The organism is Pseudomonas sp. 9.3L (genome assembly GCF_058536285.1).
In genome coordinates, this window is the sequence record NZ_JBZUBK010000001.1 from 1,950,187 (window position 1) to 1,968,542 (window position 18,356).

An 18,356-nucleotide genomic window follows, 5' to 3' on the forward strand; every position below is an offset into this window, starting at 1 on the left:
AGGTTCCTAGATAAAAGAGATCATCATGGCTATCGAAGGCAAGGATTCACCGCATCGCACCCTCCCTGAAGGGGCTAACACGCTCAGCGCACAGCACACGCCAGATGACGATTCGCTGGGGTTCGACCAAGAGTCCCCTGACCTGGCTGACCCTCAGGTAGACCCAACTCACCCCGCAAAGCCTCCTGCAGGGCCTGTAGATGACGCCAACAAGCGCGCCGAGGGTGACAGCTACCCGCCGTACGACGGCGAACCTGAGTAAGCACGCTGTGGCAGCCTGCCTTGGCGGCGACAGGCCCCACACCGTATTGAAGCAGCACCGCCAAGGCGGGCTGCTACAGTTTGGCAGGGCGTTTTTTGCGGGGGGTGGTGCGTTGCGAACCGCTAGCCTTTCGTTTTTTGCCCCATGCAGGCGCAGGGGCCTGGCCGTGTATCACCACGTTTAGGCCGCGGCAGCGCTCTACCAACTTGCCCATCCAGGCAGACTGCCGGGCGAGGAAGTCGTCCAGCGACATTTCTCCGCTTTGCACCATGTCCAGCGCCTGCTCCCAGATGGCGGTCGTACCGGGGTCGGTGATGGCTTTAGGCACGGCGTCTACCAGCCCACGGCCGGCCGGCGTGGCTTGAAGGGCCTTTCCCGCCTTCTGCACATAGCCCCTGTCCAACAGCCCTTGAATGATGCCAGCGCGGGTGGCTTCGGTGCCGATGCCGGTGGTGTCCTTTAGCTTCTGCTTAAGCTTTGGGTCATCGACCAGCCGAGCGACATTTTTCATGGCGCTGATCAGGTCGCCCTCGGTAAATGCCTTGGGCGGTTGAGTCCAGTTGTCCTTGAGTTGCACATCGCGCACAGGGCAGGCGCTACCTGCTTCAAGCAGGGGCAGCATTTGTGGCGGCTCTCGCCCTGGTTGGCTCGCCAGCGCCTCGGGCAGGGCGCGCTTCCAGCCAAGGTCCAGCACCTGTTTACCCACGGCCTGCAAGGTCTCGCCTGCGCACTCGAAGGTGGCGCGGGTGCGGTCGTAGGTGTGGTCGGGCAGGAACTGCGCCAGGTAACGGGCGCGTATCAGGCTGTAGACCGCCTGATGTTTCGAGGGCAAGCGCGACAGCGTAGGAACAGCGGCAGTGGGAATGATGCCGTGGTGCGCCGACACCTTGGCGTCGTTCCACGCCCGTGAGCGGCGTGAAGGGTCCAGGTAGGTTGAAAGGGCAGCCAGGGTGGTATCTGCGCCCGTAAGCCGCGGCAGAATCACCTTGGCTTCGCCGTGTTGGCTGATGGGCAGGTAGCCACAATCACTGCGCGGGTAGGTAATGGCTTTGTAGGTTTCGTAGAGCGCTTGGGCGATGTCGAGGGTCTCTTGTGCCCCCAGGCCAAGCCTGCGGGAGCACACCTGCTGCAGGGTACCCAGGTCGAAGGGTAGGGGAGCGCCTTCTTTCACTCGCTCGGTGCGTACCTCCCGTACCTTGGCAGTGGCGGCGGCTGCGAGTTTAGTGGCTGCTGCCTGGGCGACCGGCTGCTGCACACAGCGCCCCTCGTCATCACTGACTTCCACCGGCGCTTTCCACTGGGCGAGAAAAGTCCCGGCCGCACTCGGTCTGGCTGCAGCCGATTGCCTGGCCCTCTTGGGGACCGTTGGCGCTTCCAGGTGTACGTCAATGCCCCACCACGGTTTGGGGTCGAACGCTTCGATGCTACGGTCCCTGTCGACCACCAGGCGCAGGGTAGGGGTTTGCACCCGGCCCACGGGCAGCACGCCCTGGTACCCCGAGCGTCGCCCAAGCAGGGTAAACAGTCGGCTCAAGTTCATGCCGATAAGCCAATCCGCCCGCGACCGCCCCAAGGCGCAGTGGTACAGGCTGAAGGTAGCGGCGCCAGGGCGCAGGGCAGCCAGTGCCTTACGAATGGAGGCATCGTCCAGCGCCGACAGCCACAGCCGTTGTACTGCGCCCTTATAGCGACAGTGGTCCAGCAGCTCACGGGCGATCATCTCGCCTTCGCGGTCGGCATCGGTTGCGATGACCACTTCATGGGCTTGCCCTAGCAGGCGCTTGACCACCTTGAATTGGCTCGCTGTCTTGGGTTTGACCTGCATGCGCCATTGCTCGGGCACGATAGGCAGGTGATCCAGGCTCCATTGCTTGTAACGTGGATCGTAGGCATCGGGGGGCGCGGTTTCGAGTAAGTGACCAATGCACCAACTTACAGTTACCCCGGCGCCTAACAGGCAACCGTCTCCCTTGCCGGTGGCCCCCAACACTTTGGCGATGTCCCTTGCCTGGGACGGTTTTTCACACAGGAACAGCCGCATCTCACTCACCCATTGCCAGACCTCGAAAGGATGGCTGGGCGAGTGACAGGTTGCAAGGGTTTATCTGGATAAATATACAGCTAATACTGCTGGCCGCGCTTTAGCTCGATGGGCACTGCGCCCGGCTCCATGGAGGCCCGCATGAGCGTAACCGGGATGGATTTAGACGCAGGCACTTTGCTCTTTTCCGCGTAGTGCCACAGCGGTACGAGCGGGTTGCATTCAGGGTAGTAGCCTGCACAGCACCCTTGTGGAATGTCATACGGCAATACCTGGAAGGGGCCTACTGTACGGGGTACATCGGTTTCCACCGCAGTGGTGACCTTGATCCACTCACCTGCGCTAAAGCCTAGGCGGGTGATGTCATTGGTGTTCATGAACAGCACCTTGCGTGTGCCCTTCACACCCCGGAAGCGGTCGTCGTACCCGTAGATGGTGGTATTGAATTGATCGTTACTGCGTAGGGTCATCAGTTGCAGCACGGCTCGGTGCTCGCCGCCCACCTGCATGTCGTCGTCGGCGTCCAGGGTAGGCATCAGCGTGAATTGCGCCTTGCCGCTGTCGGTATTCCATTGGCGCTGGGCTGCAGCGAGCGGCCGGTGGTAGCCGCCAGGTTCGTCCATGCGGGTTTCCATGTCATGGAAAGTCTCGGGGTACACCTGCGCAATGGCGGCCCGCACTCTGCGGTAGTCACGGCGCCAAGCGTCCCAGTCCAGCTTGGGGTTGGCGGGCAGCGTGGCTTGAGCGATACCTGCGATGATCGCCGGCTCGGACAGCAGGTGTTCACTGGCCGGTTCACTCTGGCCCTTCCAGCCGGTAATGCAGCCTGTACTGTCCTCCGTGGCCCAGCGCTGTTCGATACCCTCTTGCCGGTCGATTTCAATGCGCCCCAGGCAGGGCAACAGCCATTGACTTGCCCCTGGCAACAGGTGACTGCGGTTGAGCTTGGTGGCAATTTGCACGTTGAGCGCCAGGCCCTGCCAGGCGGGCTCCATGCGCAAGGTATCGGGCACGGCCCGAACAAAGTTGCCCCCCAGGCTGATAAACCCTTTTACTCGCCCGTCCAGGACTGCCTCACAGGCATCCACCGTACAGAAGCCTTTCTGCTCCGGCACGTCGATGCCTAGTACGTCCTTGATGTTCTCGACGGGTACTTTCTTGGGGTCTTCGGTAATGCCAACGGTGCGCTGGCCCTGCACATTGGAATGGCCCCGCACCGGGCAGATACCTGCACCAGGCTTGCCGATATTGCCGCGTAGCAACAACAGGTTCACCAGCATCTGCACGTTCGCTACACCGTGGCGGTGCTGGGTCAGGCCCATGCCGTACACGCCGATGACCCGCTCGCTTCGTGCGTACACCTTGGCGGTTGCTTCCAGCGCACCACGGGTCAAGCCAGAGCGGCGCTCCAGGCTGCTCCAAGCGTAGCCATTGATTTGTGCGACCAACGCCTCGAAGCCGGTGGTGTGCTCTGCAATGAAGGCCCGATCCAGTACACCAGGCTGGCCTGCCGCCAAGGCCTCGGCATCCAGTGCAAACAAGGCCTTGATGATCCCGGCCATCGCCGCAAGGTCGCCACCGATTGCCACCTGATGGTACTGGGTGCTGACCTTGGTCGATTCAGGGCCCAGCATTTGCACCGGGTTCTGCGGATTCACGAACGCCTCAAGCCCACGCTCGCGCAGCGGGTTGAAGGTCAGGATCTCTGCGTTGCGCTCACGGGCTTCCTGTAACTGGTGCAGCATGCGAGGGCTATTGCTGCCCACGTTCTGGCCGAAAAACAGAAAGCAGTCGGTTTGCGCGAAGTCTGCCAGCGTCACGGTTCCCACGGGTACGCCAATGCTTTCTTGCAAGCCTACAGAGGTGCTCTCATGGCACATGTTGCTGCTGTCGGGCAGATGGTTATTGCCGTAACTGCGCGCCAGCAACTGGTACATGAACGAGGCTTCGAGGGAGGCGCGACCGGAGGCATAGAACACCACGCTTTCAGGCGGCAACCCCTTCAGAGAGTCGCCAATGGCGGCAAAGGCTTCGTTCCAGGCCACGGGCTGGTATTTATCCGTCGCCGCGTCATAGCGCAAGGGTTGGGTGATCCGGCCGTGCTGCTCCAGGTCGTGATCTGGCCAGGTGCGCAGCTCAGTGAGGGTGTGTTCGCTGAAGAAGTCTGGCGCGGTGCGCAGGGAGGTTAGCTCCCACGCAGTGGCCTTGGCGCCGTTTTCACAAAACTCCATGGCGTGAGGCTTGCCCGGCTTTGCCCAGGCACAGCTTACGCAGGCGAACCCTCCGGGTTTATTTTGCTTGAGCAGCGCCGCCGGGCCCTTACCCAAGGCTTTTTCACGCAGCAGTATGTTGGCCACGGAATACGCCGACCCCCAGCCGCCAGCAGCGTGAGTATAAGGCTTAAAGCGAGCGTGAGGATGCAGGCGCATGAGGGTGGCTCTTCGCAGTCATAATTTGTTACGACGTGGCGAAGCGGGTAAAGGTTCGGTCCAGGTGCGCGGCCATTGCGCCTAGTGGGGGGCGCAATGGCGGGCATGGTTCAGGGAGCGGGATTAGGGTGCTGGGTATGGATGGCATCCAGCGCGGCGCGCAGCTCGTCCGTGAAGGTGAGGTCGATACTGGCCAGGTTGCTGCGCAGTTGCTCCAACGTGGTTGCGCCGATGATGTTGCTGGTCACGAACGGCTGCTGGGTCACGAATTGCAGCGCCATTTGCGCAGGGTCCAGGCCATGCTCGCGCGCCAGTGCTACATAGGCAGCTGCGGCGGCTTGCGCCTGTGGGTTGTTGTAGCGCTGGAAGCGCTCGAACAAGGTCAGCCGGCCCTTTTCTGGCCGGGCGCCGCTCAGGTACTTGCCCGATAACACACCAAACGCTAAGGGTGAATAAGCCAGCAAGCCTATCGATTCGCGTAAGGCGATTTCCGCCAAGCCCACCTCGAAGGTGCGGTTGAGCAGGTTGTAGGGGTTCTGGATCGAGACTGCCCGTGGCCAGCCGCGAGTTTCTGCCAGGTGCAGGAAGCGATGCGTGCCCCAGGGGGTTTCATTGGATAGGCCAATGTGACGAACCTTGCCTGCCTTCACCAGCTCATCAAGTACCTCCAAGGTGTCCTCGATAGGGGTGAATGCATCATCGGCGTGGTGCTGGTAATTCAGCTGGCCGAAAAAGTTGGTTTTGCGGTCGGGCCAGTGCAACTGGTAGAGGTCCAGGTAATCGGTGTTCAGGCGCGTCAGGGACGCTTCAAGGGCGGCGGTGATGTTCTTGCGGTCCAGGCGCGGGTTGCCGTCCCGGATGTGGTCCATGCGCCCTGGGCCTGCCACTTTACTGGCCAGTACCCAGTCAGCCCGGTCGCCATGCTCACGCAAGTAATTGCCGATGATCTGCTCGGTCTTGGTATAGGTTTCGCCGCGTGGCGGCACCGGGTACATCTCGGCGGTATCCATAAAGGTTACGCCGGCGTCCTTGGCCAGGCGGATCTGCTCGAAGGCTTCGGTCTGGGTGTTCTGCTCACCCCAGGTCATGGTGCCTAGCGCAATGGCGCTCACTTTCAGGTCGGTGTTACCCAATACGCGATAGTGCATGAATGCTCCTTAGGTAGGGCCCAGGCGTACGCGTGAGGCAAGCCGGTGGGCAGGATGTATAAACCCGTTCGCGGCGGGGGCTAACCACTACGTATCCGGTTGGGGGTGAGGCGTATTGCCGCACGACGTTCGTCGTAATGCCTAGCAGGCTAACTATTTGACTGCCGCAGCCTGGGTTATCATACAACTGTTACAGATTATTTCCTTCAGCCCTGCCGCGCTGACCTCTGCCCCAAGGCGCTTTAACGCGAGCAGGCCATTTGAGTGCATCTTTTCCGAGGTTCTAATACCTATCATGGGTCGCCAAGTATTGCTGTACCTGTCCCACTTCTTCAAACGCATTCAAGAGTTGTTGACCTCCACCGGCCGTGACGATCCCGAAGACAGCTTCTCACCGTTGGCCATCCTCGCCGTGGTCGTGCTGAGCCTGTATATCGCTGGCGGCCTGGGGATGTTTGCCAAGACGCACTATTGGGATCATTTGACCGAGGCGCAGAAGACCGTGGTGATTCAATCCATGGCCGCGACCGAACAAACGCTCTGACTCCGCTGCTACGCCTCGCTTCATCCGCGCCCCTGAAGGGCACGGCATGCCTACAACAATAATGCTCATACCGGTGGTTGACGCTCGATATCTTCTGGCCTGATGGCTTGATGGACATCGGGGCGGACTGTTTTCGTCTGCATTTCGGCGCGCAACTGAGGCAGGCACTGGGGGTACTCGTGATTAATGAAGGCGATCAGCCGCTCGCGCATATGGCAGCGGGCGTCCCAACTGCGTGAGGAGTCCGCCGAGCTGAGCAGCACCCGTAACTGCATGGACTTCTCGCTGGTGTCAGTCACCTGCAGCACGCACACGCGGCCGTCCCACAGGTGCGGGATTTCTGCGCAGATGCGTTTAACCTCCTCGCGCAGCACTTCCAGCGGCAGGGAATAGTCCACCCAGACAAATACCGAGCCAATCAGGCTGGACGCGCTGCGGGTCCAGTTCTGGAAGGGTTTCTCGATAAAGTAGGTGAGCGGCACTACCAGGCGGCGTTCATCCCAGATCTTGACCACTACATAGCTGCCTGAGATCTCTTCGATACGCCCCCATTCGCCCTCGACGATTACCACGTCGTCCAAACGAATCGGTTGGGAAATCGCAATCTGCAAACCTGCGATCAGGTTGCCCAGCACAGGTTTTGCGGCAAAGCCCGCCGCGAGCCCCGCCAGCCCGGCGGAGGCCAGCAGGCTGGTGCCTATCTGGCGAACGGCGGGGAAACTCATCAAGATCAGCCCGCTACCGAACAGGATCACCACCACATTAAGGCAGCGCACCAGCACCCGCACCTGGGTCTGGATACGTCGGGCATTGAGGTTGTCTTCGATGTCCAGCGGGTTTCTGATTGCAATGGTGTCGGCCACCGCGGCCACGCAGCTCAGGCCCAGCCAGGTGAAGGCCATCACGACCAGCAGGCCGTTCAGGTGCCGGACGGTATTGATGAGCAACAGGTCGTCAGGCGCGGAGGTCCAGACCGATTGCAGTGCCAACAGCGGCATCAACCACAGGGAAGGGCGTTTGGCGTGGTCGACGAACTGACGGGCCAGGATCAGATGGCGAGAAAGGCGCATCAGCACGACGTAGCCTACCCAGCGGATCAACAGCACGACCGCCACGGCCGCTGCTGCGGCGATGAGCGTGCTCAGCCAGGGCAGGGGGATACGGTCCAGCCAGGAAGGCGGAATAAAATCCATGGAGCAGACCTCAGTTGGCGTGAAAAGATACCGACCCAGGCCAGGCCTCGGCGGTTCCCGGCGAGGCCTCTATTTGGCGCTTAACAACGCAACGGCTCGAGGATCTGAGCGTTACTCGGGCATTTCGTCATCATCGAGCAGGGGCACCTGAGCGTCGTCCAGGGTCGAGCCTGGGTCCTCGTTGCCTGGGTCATTCACTGTGCCGGGTTTGCCTTGGTTTGCAGGCTTTGCAGGGTCATTTATAAAAGGAACGCCGCTCGGGCCGTGTTCTTCGGTGCCTTCGGTAAGGGGGTTCATACGCTGATGCCTCTGACTAGGGGTTCAGGTTAAGGAGAGGCGATCATTGCAGAAGGTTCCCACTGAGCCTTCATGGGCCCCAAGCGAGGCCCACCGCAACGGCCCGCTGTACGAAGCGACGGTAGGCTGCGAAACTGCCGCATTTTCCGAGACTGAGCATCGTGATGCAGAACCGCTGGCAGCCCCACGGCGCCGTTATCCTGGGCGCCTTTTGCATGTCATGTGCGGCAGCGCAACCCGCGCGCGCGGACGCACTTTCAATCATTTGGCCTGCCGGCTGGAACGTCGAGCCTGTGCCCGCAGAGCCGGGGAGCGAGGTAATTCGAGAGCGCGCAGTCAAGCCCAACGCCAACGGCGACCCTGAAATGGTCGTGGAATTGAGCCAAAGCCCGGTAGAGCCTAGTCACGTGGTCAACGTGGCGGGGGTAGTGCTAGAGATGCGCAAGGCAATCCAACAGAACTTTTCCCGTAGCGGCTATCAAAGTGCCTGCACACGAATCAAAACCAGTAGCCTCGATAACGTACCGGCTGCCGAAACCACCTGCACCATCACGCTTAACGGCGGGCATGTGATTACCCAGACCCTGCTTGCGGCGGCTGGCCCTACGCAGGCGTGGGGGCTGTCATACGCCGGCACGCCCGCCGGCTACCTGGCCAATGAGGGGGCGGTGCTGGAGATCCGCAGCTCGCTCGTACTCAATGCACAACAATGATCGGCCGGTAAAGGAGCAGGCAATGGCGCGATTCGAACACTATGGGCCGAACCCGGTAGGCCGCGACTACGCGGTAGGGGACATCCATGGGCATTTCAGCCGCCTCGAAGCTACCTTGGACCGTGCGGGGTTCGACCCCACGCAAGACCGTCTTTTCAGCGTAGGTGACTTGGTCGACCGAGGGCCGGAGAGCCCGCGTGCACTGGAATGGCTGGACCAGCCCTGGTTTTGCGCCGTGCAGGGCAACCACGAAGTGCTGACCCAGCAGTATGTAGACCGTGACCCGCAATTGGACCCTGTGGACTACCGGCGAAGTGGCGGCACCTGGTTCATGGAAAGCCCTGCCGCCTTCCAGCGTGAGTGCGCCCGGCGCCTCACGGGCTTGCCGGTGGCCCTTGAAGTGGAGACGGCGCTGGGCCTGGTAGGGCTGGTGCATGCCCATTGCCCCTTCAGTAGCTGGACCACATTGCGTGAGTACCTCAGTGGTGCGATAGACCCGGCCATCGAGCTGGAGAGCACCTTCCAATGGTCGCGGGCGCGGCTCAAGCAGCGTGACGAAAGCCCGGTGCGCGACGTGAGGGCGGTGGTGGTAGGGCATACCCCGCTACGCAGGCCAAAGCGCCTGGGCAACGTCTGGCACATAGACACTGCCGGCTGGAGCGAGGGGTACTTCAGCCTGCTGGAGCTAGGGCAGCTGAAAGTGGTACCTGCCTGACGATGACAGGGCCAGGCGTCACGCCTCAGGCGCCGGAGGGTACACCCGATTGCGGCCCTGGGCCTTGGCCCGGTACAGCGCCGCATCAGCCGCCTCGACCAACGCCTGCGGTCTTGGCACGGTATCGTCCTTGGACCATACATGAGCGCCTGCGCTTAACGTGACGGTCCCATAAGGGCTACCGGCGTGCCCGATGTTTAGGTCACGCACCGCTTCAACGATCCGCGCAGCCACCCGCAGCGTACCGGGCCAATCGCACTCAGGCAGCAGCACCAGAAGCTCTTCGCCGCCATAGCGCACCACCAGGTCACTGGCGCGCCCTACCGTGGCGTTGACGGCCTGGCTGACCTGCTGGATACAGGTGTCGCCGGCAGGGTGGCCGTAGAGGTCGTTGTACGCTTTGAAGTGATCGATATCGAGCATGATCAGCCCCAGCGGCAGGCCGTTGCGCCGGGCCCGGCTGATTTCTCGCGGCAACGCCTCGTCGAGCTGGCGCCGGTTGGCAAGCCCGGTGAGGCTGTCTTGCATTGCCATCTGCTCAAGCGCGGCATGGGCGTCGCGCAGTTGCGCTTCAGTGCGGGCCGTTTGGCGCAGTTGCCGAATCAATATCGCGCCAAACGCGCAGGTGGTGGTGAGCAGCAGGCAAATGACCAATGCGGTGCGCAGCAGGTTGGCCCGCCAGTCGGCTAATAGATACGCTTTGGATTCTGCCGCGAGGATCACCAGTGGGTAACGGCCCACTGCCCGGTAAGCGTACAGGCGCTCTACGCCATCGACCACCGACGGCAACATGCGCGTGCCGGCACCGGCCAGGGGCAACAGTTGCGAAAAAATCACGCCCTTGGCGATGCTGGTGCCAATCAGTGCAGGCGCGTAGGGGCGGCGTGCCAGCAGCGTACCGTCGGCCATGGCCAGGGTGATGACCCCGTCAGGGTCCAATGCGTAGGCGTGGTAGAAGCGCCGAAAGTAATCCACGTTAAGGGTGGCCAGGGCCACCCCGGCAAATTGGCCTTGGCGGTCGTTGATGCGCCGCGACAGGGTAAAGATCAGTTCATTGCTCGAACGGCTACGGATCACCGGCCCAAGGTGCGCGCTCAGGTCCTCGTGGGTGCGGTGGTAAATGAAGTACTCGCGGTCAGCATTGTTGCCGTCTGAGGGGGCATTGTCGTTGGAGGTGACCAGCCAGCGCCCCTCACGGTCGTAGATGAACACATCGTGCAACTGCTCCAGTGACCCGGTGAGCCGCTTCATCAGCTCATGCAGGCGTGCCCGATGCGTGGCTTCGCTGGTGCCATCGACCCTGACGCGCTCCACCAGGCCCAGCAAGACGATGTCGGCTTCTTCTACTGTGTTACCCGCATGCTCGGCCAGCGAGCGAGCCAGATTGGACACGTTTGCCTGCGCACTGGCCAAGGCTTGCTGGCGCGACGTCCAGCTCTGCCAGAGGTCCAGGCCTACCAATGACAGCACCATCACCACAATCAGCGCGAGCGCAAGGGTGACCGGATTCTGGCTGGGAGCGGGAGCGGTGAGGGGATGATCGGGCATGGCGCGAATCATGACCGTGATCCCGAACGCCCGCAACCGAAAGGCCGCATTCTTGCGCAGGCTGCACCTGTGTAGCACGGGCCTGACACGTGTGTAGCAGGGGCATAGCAAGGTGCTGTGAGTGCCGCACATGGCCGATGCAACATTCGTCGCTGCCCGCACTCTGAAACAAGACCCCTTCAACCGCAGGTAGCCTATGACCCCCCCGGATCCGGATCACGTACGTTGGCTGGTGGAGCGCTCGATGCTCAACGCCGCAAAGCAACGGGCCAAGCTGTACTCAGGCCAGGCCCGACTGTGGCAGCGGCCGTTCGCGCATGCGCGCCCACGTGACGCCTCGGCCATTGCCTCCGTTTGGTTTACCGCCTACCCCGCGTCGATCGTGACCCGAGAGGGCGGCTCGGTGCTGCAGGCCTTGGGTGATGAAGCCCTCTGGCACGCCTTGTCCGAGGTGGGCATCCAGGGCATCCATAACGGCCCGCTGAAACTTTCCGGCGGGCTGCGTGGCAAAACCCAGACGCCTACCATCGACGGCAACTTCGACCGTATCAGCTTTGAGATCGACCCTACTTTGGGCACCGAGGCAGAGCTGGTGTCCCTGGCGCGCCTGGCTGCGGCACACAATGCCGTGGTTATCGAGGATGCCATCCCGTCTCACACGGGCAAAGGCGCAGACTTCCGTCTGGCCGAGATGGCCTACGAAGAGTACCCAGGGCTGTTCCACATGGTGGAGATCCGTGAGGAAGACTGGTCGCTATTGCCTGAAATACCCGAAGGCCGCGATGCTATTAACCTGCCTCCAGCCTTGGTAGACCTGCTGCGAGACAAGCATTACATCGTTGGGCAACTGCAGCGGGTGATCTTCTTCGAGCCCGGCGTAAAGGAAACCGACTGGAGCGCTACCCCCGTAGTGGTAGGCGTCGACGGCAAGCCTCGGCGCTGGGTGTACCTGCATTACTTCAAGGAAGGCCAGCCGTCATTGAACTGGCTGGACCCAAGCTTCGCAGCACAGCAGATGATCATCGGTGATGCCTTGCACGCCATTGATGTGGTGGGTGCGCGCATTCTGCGCCTGGACGCCAACGGCTTCCTGGGGGTAGAGCGCCGGCCGGAAGGTAATGCCTGGTCTGAAAGCCACCCGCTGTCCGTGAACGGCAACCAACTGCTGGGTGGGGCTATCCGTAAAGCCGGTGGGTTTAGCTTCCAGGAGCTGAACCTGACCATCGACGACATCGCGTCCATGTCCCATGGCGGCGCGGATCTGTCGTACGACTTCATTACGCGGCCTGCTTACCAGCACGCCTTGCTCACCGGGCGCACTGAGTTCCTGCGCTTGATGCTCAAAGAGATGCACCGCTTTGGCATTGACCCGGCGTCGCTGATCCATGCGCTGCAAAACCATGACGAGCTGACCCTTGAGCTGGTGCATTTCTGGACGTTGCACGCCCATGACCAGTTCCTGTACCAGGGCCAGACGTTCCCCGGCAACATCTTGCGCGAACACATCCGTGAGGAGATGTACGAGCATTTGGCGGGTGAGCACGCGCCCTACAACCTCAAGTTCGTCACCAACGGCGTGTCCTGTACCACCGCCAGCATCATCACCGCCGCGCTGGGTATCCGTGACCTGGACACCCTGACCGATGAAGACATTGAGCGCATCAAGCACATTCACCTGTTGCTGGTGATGTACAACGCCATGCAGCCGGGCGTGTTTGCGTTGTCAGGCTGGGATTTGGCCGGTGCCTTGCCGTTGCCTGCCGAGCAGGTAGCGCACTTGATGACTGACGGTGACACCCGCTGGATTCATCGGGGTGCCTACGACCTGACAGGGCTGGACCCCACCGCCGAAGTGTCCTCAGGCGGCATGCCTATGGCGCGCAGCCTCTACGGGAGCTTGGTGGACCAACTCAAACGCCCGGATTCCTTCGCCTCCCAGCTGAAGAAAATCCTCGCCGTGCGGCGTGCGTATGACATTGCCGCCAGTAAGCAGATCATGGTGCCGGACACGGAGCACCCGTCGTTGCTGATCATGGTGCATGAGTTGCCAGCGGGGCGAGGCACGCAGATCACTGCGCTCAACTTCGGCAGCGAAGCCTTGGTCGAGACCCTGCACCTGCCAGGCATCGCCCCAGGCCCGGTGGTAGACATCATCAATGAGCGGGTGGAAGGCGACTTGACCGAAGAAGGTGCCTTTACCATCAGCCTGGACCCTTACGAGGGTCTGGCACTGCGCGTGGTCAGCGCGTCACTGCCACTGTAAAACCCAGGGTTGGGCGCCAGGCAACCTGGCGCCCAACCGTTTACTTACCGGTGGCCTGGGCCACTTGCGCCTTGGCCAGTTTCACGACGTTTTCCACGGTAAAGCCGTACTGAGCTTGCAGCTTGCTGATTGGCGCAGACGCGCCAAAGCTGTTCATCACCACTTTCGCTCCGGTCATCCCAACGTACCGGTCCCAGCCCAGCGGGCCGGCCTGTTCGATCGCCACTCGGGCGGTGAGGGCAGGGGGCAAGACGCTGTCCTTGTAGGTTTGATCCTGGCTTTCGAACAACTCCCAGCACGGCATCGACACCACGCGGCTGCCGATTCCTTCGGCGTACAGGTGTTCGTGCGCCTCTACGGCCAAGCTCAGCTCGCTGCCGGTGGCCAGCAACAGCACCTGCGGCTTGTCGCTATCGGCTAGCACATAGGCACCTTTCTCTACCCCTTCGGCGGCGGCATAACGCTTGCGGTCCAGGGTGGGCAGGGGCTGACGGCTGAGAATGATGCAGGAGGGCTGGGACGTCTGGGCCAGCGCCACCTTCCAGGCTTGGGCGGTCTCGTTGGCATCGCCTGGGCGCAGGGTCAGCACGCCAGGTGTGGCGCGCAATTGCGCCAACTGCTCGATAGGTTGGTGGGTAGGCCCATCCTCGCCCACGCCAATGGAGTCGTGGGTGAAGACGAACACCACGGGCAGTTCCATGATCGCGGCCAGGCGAATGGGCGGCTTCATGTAGTCGCTGAACACCAGGGAGGTTGAGGTGTAGGGCCGCAGGTAGCACAGGGCCAAACCGTTGGCGATGGCGCCCATGGCATGCTCGCGTACCCCAAAGTGAAGGTTACGCCCTTGGTACTGCCCCGCCTGAAAGCTGCCGGCACCCTCGAAGGTGAGGTTGGTTTTGGTAGAGGGCGACAAGTCGGCTGAGCCGCCCAACAACCAGGGGATCTGTTGCGCAAAGGCGTTGAGTACCTTGCCGCCGGCCTGGCGGCTTGCAATGCCTTTGGTGTCAGTGGGGAACAGTTCGAGGCTGGCGTTCCAGCCCTCTGGCATCTCTCCGGCACGCATGCGCGTCAGTTGATCTGCCAGGTTGCCATCGCTGGCCTCAAGGGCCTTGTGGCTGGCTTCCCAAGCGTCATAGGCGCCTTGGTTGCGTTCACGCAGCTGTGCTTGCAGCCACCCCTTGGCGTCTTCGGGCACGCTGAACTGAGCGTCCGGGTCCCAGCCGTAGGCGGTTTTTGCCAGGCGAATCTCTTCTTCGCCCAACGGCTCGCCGTGAGCCGCCGCCGTGTTGTGCTTGGTGGGCGCGCCATAGCCGATCACGCTGTCTACCACGATCAACAAGGGGGCCTGGCCTTTGCCATCGAACTGCTCGAACGCCTGCGTCAGCGCAGCGATGTCGTTGGCATCCTTAACGTGCAAGGTGTCCCAGCCATAGCCTTTGAACCGTGTGATCACGTTTTCGCTAAAGGCCAGTTCGGTATGGCCTTCGATGCTGATGGTGTTGTTGTCGTAGATCCAGCAAAGGTTGCCCAGCTTGAGGTGGCCCGCCAGGGAGGCGGCCTCACTGCTGACGCCTTCCATCATGTCGCCGTCCCCACACAGTGAGAACACCCGGTAATCGAAGAGCGTGCCGGCCGGGCGATTGAAGCGGTCGCCCAGCCAGTGGCTGGCCATGGCCATGCCTACGCTGTTGGCGCAGCCTTGCCCAAGGGGGCCGGTCGTGGTTTCCACACCCGTGGTCATGCGGTACTCAGGGTGCCCTGGCGTCTTTGAAGACATCTGCCTGAATTGCTTGATGTCGTCCAGGCTCACCGCCGGTTGCCCGGAGGGCTTGCCATGGGCGTCTATCTCGATCACGCCGGCCAGGTGCAGCAGCGAATACAGCAGCATCGAAGCATGCCCCGCCGACAGTACAAAACGGTCGCGGTTGGGCCAATCCGGGTGGTCGGGGTGGTAGCGCAGGAACTTGCTCCACAGGGTATAGCCCACCGGTGCCAGGGCCATAGGCGTACCCGGGTGCCCGGAGTTGGCTTTTTGTACCGCATCCATGCTCAGCGTGCGGATGGTGTCGGTACACAGGCGGTCGCGTGCGTCGCGGTCAGCGGTAGACAGGGAGGAGGGTGCTTGCATGGTTCAGGTCCTTGGTCGACGGTGAGTCGATTAGCGGACCGGCGCGCGGCCGGCTCCGTAACCGTGCTGGTTATGAAGCTGACCGCGAGGGGACGGTTGAGTTGCTTTTGTCGGTACCTGGTGTGCATGAAGAACGCAGGGTCAGTGCCCTCACGCCATGCCAGGCAACTCGTTGGGGCGAAGGTCGAACACCAATACCTCGGCGCTTTTGCCCTTGCTGAACGTCAGGGCCTGCTCCTGGCGTACCCGCACCCCGTCACCCTCGCTCAGGGCCTGGCCGTTGAGGGTTATGCTGCCTTGGGCCACATGAACATAGGCGTAGCGGTCGGCCGCCAGCCTCAGCTCAGCCTGCTCCTCACCGTCGAACACGCCCGCATACACCCTGGCGTCTTGGCGCACCTGCAACGACCCATCAGCGCCGTCTGGCGAGATGATCAGGCACAGCCGCCCGCGCTTGGCTTCAGGGGTAAAGTGCTGCTGCTGGTAACGCGGCTGTGCGCCCTGAGCATCAGGCACGATCCAGATCTGCAAAAAATGCACCGGTGCGTGGTCGGAGTGGTTGAATTCGCTGTGGGTCACACCGCTGCCTGCACTCATGAGCTGCACGTCGCCGGGGGCGATGACCGAGCCCGTGCCGAGGCTGTCCTCGTGCGCCAGTTCGCCTTCCAGCACATAGGAGAAAATCTCCATGTCCCGGTGGGGGTGTTGGCCGAAGCCTTTCCCAGGCGCTACGCGGTCATCGTTGATGACCAGCAGGTCTGAAAACCCTTGTTCAGCCGGGTTGCGATAAGACGCGAAGGAAAACGTATGGAAGGACGTGAGCCAGCCATGGTTGGCCAGGCCGCGGTCGTGGGCTTTGCGTAAGGTCAGCATGTGAGTTACCTCGATCAACGGTGCGTGCGGCCAGTGTACTGTCCTGCCGCGCCTGTATTAAGTAGGCAGCTCGGGCCATACTGTCTCACCTTGGTTGACAATAGGCAGTGCCATGAACCCGTTCGAAGACATGCGCTTGTTCGCACAGGTATTGGAGGCCGGCAGCTTCACCGGTGCAGCCAACCAGTTGGGTGTGTCCAAGCAGTTCATCAGCCGGCGCATCATGCAACTGGAGGCGCGCCTCGGCGTCAGGCTGCTGAACCGCTCCACCCGGCGCCTGGACGTCACCCCCTTAGGGCACGCCTACCATGAGGCCGCATTGCGTTTGGTCGCCGACGTAGAACAGGTGGAGCAGCGCATCGCGGGTCAGCAAGGGCAGCCTCAGGGAACACTGCGCGTAAGCGCACCGCTGTCGTTTGCGGTTGAACACCTCAGCGGGTTATTGCCGTTATTCATGCAACGCTACCCTGCCATTACCCTGGAGGTGGACTTGAGCGATCGCTCCGTCGACCTTCTGGCCGAGGGGTTCGACCTGGCCTTGCGCATCGGTGAGCTACAGGATTCCACCCTGATCGCCAGACGCATCGCTGAAGTGGAGCGGGTGTGGGTATGCAGCCCGGCGTACCTGGCGGCGCGGGGGCTGCCTGAAACCCCCGCGGCGCTGGCGGCCCATGCCTGCTTGCCCTACGGCCATGCCCGCACGGCGCAATGGCGATTCGAACGGGACGGCAAGCCGCAGGTGGTGAACGTCAATGGGCGGTTACGTGCCAACAACGGTGAGGTGCTGCGCGACGCGGCCGTGGCGGGGCTGGGCATCACGTACCTGCCGTTGTTCATCGTGCGCCGGGCGCTGGAGGCCGGCCAGCTCGTCCGGGTGTTCGACGCCTGGCGGCCACCGGCGCTAGGGCTGTCCGCCCTGTACCCGCAGCACCGGCAGGCCTCAAGGGCGGTGCAGGTGCTGGTGGAGTTTTTACGTGAGCAATTGGGCAGTGCCCTATGACCTGCTGCGTGGCCGCGCCAGAAACAACCCGAGCCCCAGCAGCGGTAGCGCGGTGCCAAGGGCCACCACTCCGGCCCAGCCTGCGCGCTCGTACAGGCTGCTGGCAAACGCCGAGCCCACGGCCCCGCCAATAAAGATGCTGGTCACGTACAGGCCGTTCAGGCGTGCGCGGCTTTGGGCATCGAGTGCGTAGATGATGCGCTGGCCGGTGACCATACTCATCTGCACCGCAAAATCCAGCAGCACCCCCGTCACGCCCAGCCAGAACACCCCATTGCCGGGCAGCACGCCGCACAGGAACGCGACCGGCGCCAGCAGCAAAGCCAGCAGGGTGGCCGCGCGGCTATGGCCGGCGTCGGCCAGGCGGCCTGCCACGGGTGCAGCCACGGCGCCCATGGCGCCTACCAGGGCGAAGAGGGCGATCTGCGTCTGGCTCAGGCCATGGACCCGCGATAGCTGCAGAGGGACCGTGGTCCAGAACAGGCTGAAGGCTGCAAACATCAAGGCTTGGTAATAGGCCCGTTCGCGCAGCACCGGGTAACGCTTGATCAACTGCGCCATGGACCACAGCAATTGCCAGTAGGTGGCCGAGTGGGCAGGCTGGCGCCGTGGCAGGGTGACGGCCAGCAGCACCAGGATGGCAACCATCACCAGCGCAGCGAGGATGAACACCGCACGCCAGCCGAGGTGGTCGGCCACCACACTGGCGAGGGGGCGCGCCAGCAAAATGCCCAGCAGCAGACCGCTCATGATGTTGCCCACTACCCGCCCACGCCGTGCCTCGGGCGCCATGTGCGCCGCCATGGGAATGAGCATCTGAACCGCCACGGAGCTAAAGCCGATGAGCAGGGAAATGCCTAGGAACAGGCTGGCTTTCGCGCTGAAGGCAGCCGCGAGCAGGCTTAGTGCAGCCACTACCACGGTGGCCAGAATCAGCCGGCGGTTTTCCAGCAGGTCAGCCAGCGGCACCAGCAGGAACAACCCCAGGGCATAGCCCACTTGGGTGAGCGACACCACCAGGCTGGCGCCGTGCATCGACAGGCCAACCGCTGGGGCTATCAGCTCGATGATGGGTTGGCTGTAGTAAATGTTGGCAACGATAGCGCCACAGCAAAAGGCAAAAAGCAGTACCAGCCCGGACGTTAGTGGGGCGTGATCGTGAGGGTGTTGGGTCATGTCAGTGTCCGGCAAGTAGAGGCTGG

The 18,356-nt window shown here is 62.3% G+C and carries 15 protein-coding genes; 6 read left to right on the forward strand and 9 right to left on the reverse strand.

The window, feature by feature from the left end; genetic code table 11:
- Positions 1 to 25: 25 nt before the first annotated feature.
- Entirely contained in the window at positions 26 to 262 is a 237-nt protein-coding gene (locus AC4LE2_RS08910; protein WP_491825406.1) for a DUF6021 family protein, read from the forward strand.
- A 73-nt stretch (positions 263 to 335) separates the two neighbouring features.
- Here AC4LE2_RS08910 and AC4LE2_RS08915 read toward each other — a convergent pair whose 3' ends face one another.
- The 3 genes from AC4LE2_RS08915 to AC4LE2_RS08925 all read right to left on the reverse strand — a co-directional run bounded on the left by AC4LE2_RS08915 (position 336) and on the right by AC4LE2_RS08925 (position 5,880).
- Positions 336 to 2,303, reverse strand: coding sequence for a DNA topoisomerase III (locus tag AC4LE2_RS08915; protein ID WP_491825407.1), 1,968 nt, complete (start codon positions 2,301 to 2,303; stop codon positions 336 to 338).
- A gap of 80 nt (positions 2,304 to 2,383) precedes the next feature.
- Entirely contained in the window at positions 2,384 to 4,732 is a 2,349-nt protein-coding gene (locus AC4LE2_RS08920) for an FdhF/YdeP family oxidoreductase (RefSeq protein ID WP_491825408.1), read from the reverse strand.
- 110 nt (positions 4,733 to 4,842) lie between these two features.
- On the reverse strand, positions 4,843 to 5,880 hold the full coding sequence (locus AC4LE2_RS08925; protein WP_491825409.1) for an NADP(H)-dependent aldo-keto reductase: 1,038 nt from the start codon (positions 5,878 to 5,880) through the stop codon (positions 4,843 to 4,845).
- 295 nt (positions 5,881 to 6,175) lie between these two features.
- On the opposite strand from AC4LE2_RS08925, the gene AC4LE2_RS08930 reads away from it, so the two are divergent.
- Positions 6,176 to 6,424 (forward strand): hypothetical protein, encoded by a 249-nt coding sequence (locus AC4LE2_RS08930; protein ID WP_491825410.1) that lies wholly within the window; start codon positions 6,176 to 6,178, stop codon positions 6,422 to 6,424.
- A 65-nt stretch (positions 6,425 to 6,489) separates the two neighbouring features.
- Here AC4LE2_RS08930 and AC4LE2_RS08935 read toward each other — a convergent pair whose 3' ends face one another.
- Both AC4LE2_RS08935 and AC4LE2_RS08940 read right to left on the reverse strand, forming a co-directional pair.
- Positions 6,490 to 7,617, reverse strand: coding sequence for a mechanosensitive ion channel family protein (locus tag AC4LE2_RS08935; protein WP_491825411.1), 1,128 nt, complete (start codon positions 7,615 to 7,617; stop codon positions 6,490 to 6,492).
- Between the two features lie 111 nt (positions 7,618 to 7,728).
- Positions 7,729 to 7,914, reverse strand: coding sequence for a hypothetical protein (locus tag AC4LE2_RS08940; RefSeq protein ID WP_491825412.1), 186 nt, complete (start codon positions 7,912 to 7,914; stop codon positions 7,729 to 7,731).
- A 164-nt stretch (positions 7,915 to 8,078) separates the two neighbouring features.
- Here AC4LE2_RS08940 and AC4LE2_RS08945 point away from each other — a divergent pair, with 164 nt between their 5' ends.
- Both AC4LE2_RS08945 and AC4LE2_RS08950 read left to right on the forward strand, forming a co-directional pair.
- Complete coding sequence (locus AC4LE2_RS08945) at positions 8,079 to 8,627, forward strand: DUF4946 domain-containing protein (RefSeq protein ID WP_491825413.1); 549 nt, start codon at positions 8,079 to 8,081, stop codon at positions 8,625 to 8,627.
- A gap of 22 nt (positions 8,628 to 8,649) precedes the next feature.
- Entirely contained in the window at positions 8,650 to 9,342 is a 693-nt protein-coding gene (locus AC4LE2_RS08950) for a metallophosphoesterase (protein ID WP_491825414.1), read from the forward strand.
- A gap of 18 nt (positions 9,343 to 9,360) precedes the next feature.
- On the opposite strand, the gene AC4LE2_RS08955 is transcribed toward AC4LE2_RS08950, so the two are convergent.
- Positions 9,361 to 10,890, reverse strand: coding sequence for a sensor domain-containing diguanylate cyclase (locus tag AC4LE2_RS08955; protein ID WP_491825415.1), 1,530 nt, complete (start codon positions 10,888 to 10,890; stop codon positions 9,361 to 9,363).
- A 196-nt stretch (positions 10,891 to 11,086) separates the two neighbouring features.
- On the opposite strand from AC4LE2_RS08955, the gene treS reads away from it, so the two are divergent.
- Positions 11,087 to 13,153 (forward strand): maltose alpha-D-glucosyltransferase, encoded by a 2,067-nt coding sequence (gene treS, locus AC4LE2_RS08960; RefSeq protein WP_491825416.1) that lies wholly within the window; start codon positions 11,087 to 11,089, stop codon positions 13,151 to 13,153.
- A gap of 40 nt (positions 13,154 to 13,193) precedes the next feature.
- On the opposite strand, the gene tkt is transcribed toward treS, so the two are convergent.
- Entirely contained in the window at positions 13,194 to 15,281 is a 2,088-nt protein-coding gene (tkt, locus tag AC4LE2_RS08965; protein ID WP_491825417.1) for a transketolase, read from the reverse strand.
- Between the two features lie 150 nt (positions 15,282 to 15,431).
- The gene (locus AC4LE2_RS08970; protein WP_491825418.1) at positions 15,432 to 16,154 is read right to left on the reverse strand and encodes a pirin family protein; all 723 of its coding nucleotides are present in this window, start codon (positions 16,152 to 16,154) and stop codon (positions 15,432 to 15,434) included.
- 112 nt (positions 16,155 to 16,266) lie between these two features.
- On the opposite strand from AC4LE2_RS08970, the gene AC4LE2_RS08975 reads away from it, so the two are divergent.
- Positions 16,267 to 17,154 carry a LysR family transcriptional regulator gene (locus AC4LE2_RS08975; protein WP_491825419.1) on the forward strand — a complete coding sequence of 296 codons (888 nt, stop codon included), beginning with the start codon at positions 16,267 to 16,269 and terminating at the stop codon, positions 17,152 to 17,154.
- On the opposite strand, the gene AC4LE2_RS08980 is transcribed toward AC4LE2_RS08975, so the two are convergent.
- Positions 17,149 to 18,330 carry an MFS transporter gene (locus AC4LE2_RS08980; RefSeq protein WP_491825420.1) on the reverse strand — a complete coding sequence of 394 codons (1,182 nt, stop codon included), beginning with the start codon at positions 18,328 to 18,330 and terminating at the stop codon, positions 17,149 to 17,151. The genes AC4LE2_RS08975 and AC4LE2_RS08980 overlap by 6 nt on opposite strands.
- Positions 18,331 to 18,356: the final 26 nt, after the last annotated feature.

What these genes read in the sequence shown, in the direction of transcription:
- AC4LE2_RS08910 (WP_491825406.1), top strand. Translation starts at nt 26, where the DNA reads ATGGCTATCGAAGGCAAGGATTCACCGCATCGCACCCTCCCTGAAGGG.
- AC4LE2_RS08915 (WP_491825407.1), bottom strand. Translation starts at nt 2,303, where the DNA reads ATGCGGCTGTTCCTGTGTGAAAAACCGTCCCAGGCAAGGGACATCGCC.
- AC4LE2_RS08920 (WP_491825408.1), bottom strand. Translation starts at nt 4,732, where the DNA reads ATGCGCCTGCATCCTCACGCTCGCTTTAAGCCTTATACTCACGCTGCT.
- AC4LE2_RS08925 (WP_491825409.1), bottom strand. Translation starts at nt 5,880, where the DNA reads ATGCACTATCGCGTATTGGGTAACACCGACCTGAAAGTGAGCGCCATT.
- AC4LE2_RS08930 (WP_491825410.1), top strand. Translation starts at nt 6,176, where the DNA reads ATGGGTCGCCAAGTATTGCTGTACCTGTCCCACTTCTTCAAACGCATT.
- AC4LE2_RS08935 (WP_491825411.1), bottom strand. Translation starts at nt 7,617, where the DNA reads ATGGATTTTATTCCGCCTTCCTGGCTGGACCGTATCCCCCTGCCCTGG.
- AC4LE2_RS08940 (WP_491825412.1), bottom strand. Translation starts at nt 7,914, where the DNA reads ATGAACCCCCTTACCGAAGGCACCGAAGAACACGGCCCGAGCGGCGTT.
- AC4LE2_RS08945 (WP_491825413.1), top strand. Translation starts at nt 8,079, where the DNA reads ATGCAGAACCGCTGGCAGCCCCACGGCGCCGTTATCCTGGGCGCCTTT.
- AC4LE2_RS08950 (WP_491825414.1), top strand. Translation starts at nt 8,650, where the DNA reads ATGGCGCGATTCGAACACTATGGGCCGAACCCGGTAGGCCGCGACTAC.
- AC4LE2_RS08955 (WP_491825415.1), bottom strand. Translation starts at nt 10,890, where the DNA reads ATGCCCGATCATCCCCTCACCGCTCCCGCTCCCAGCCAGAATCCGGTC.
- treS (WP_491825416.1), top strand. Translation starts at nt 11,087, where the DNA reads ATGACCCCCCCGGATCCGGATCACGTACGTTGGCTGGTGGAGCGCTCG.
- tkt (WP_491825417.1), bottom strand. Translation starts at nt 15,281, where the DNA reads ATGCAAGCACCCTCCTCCCTGTCTACCGCTGACCGCGACGCACGCGAC.
- AC4LE2_RS08970 (WP_491825418.1), bottom strand. Translation starts at nt 16,154, where the DNA reads ATGCTGACCTTACGCAAAGCCCACGACCGCGGCCTGGCCAACCATGGC.
- AC4LE2_RS08975 (WP_491825419.1), top strand. Translation starts at nt 16,267, where the DNA reads ATGAACCCGTTCGAAGACATGCGCTTGTTCGCACAGGTATTGGAGGCC.
- AC4LE2_RS08980 (WP_491825420.1), bottom strand. Translation starts at nt 18,330, where the DNA reads ATGACCCAACACCCTCACGATCACGCCCCACTAACGTCCGGGCTGGTA.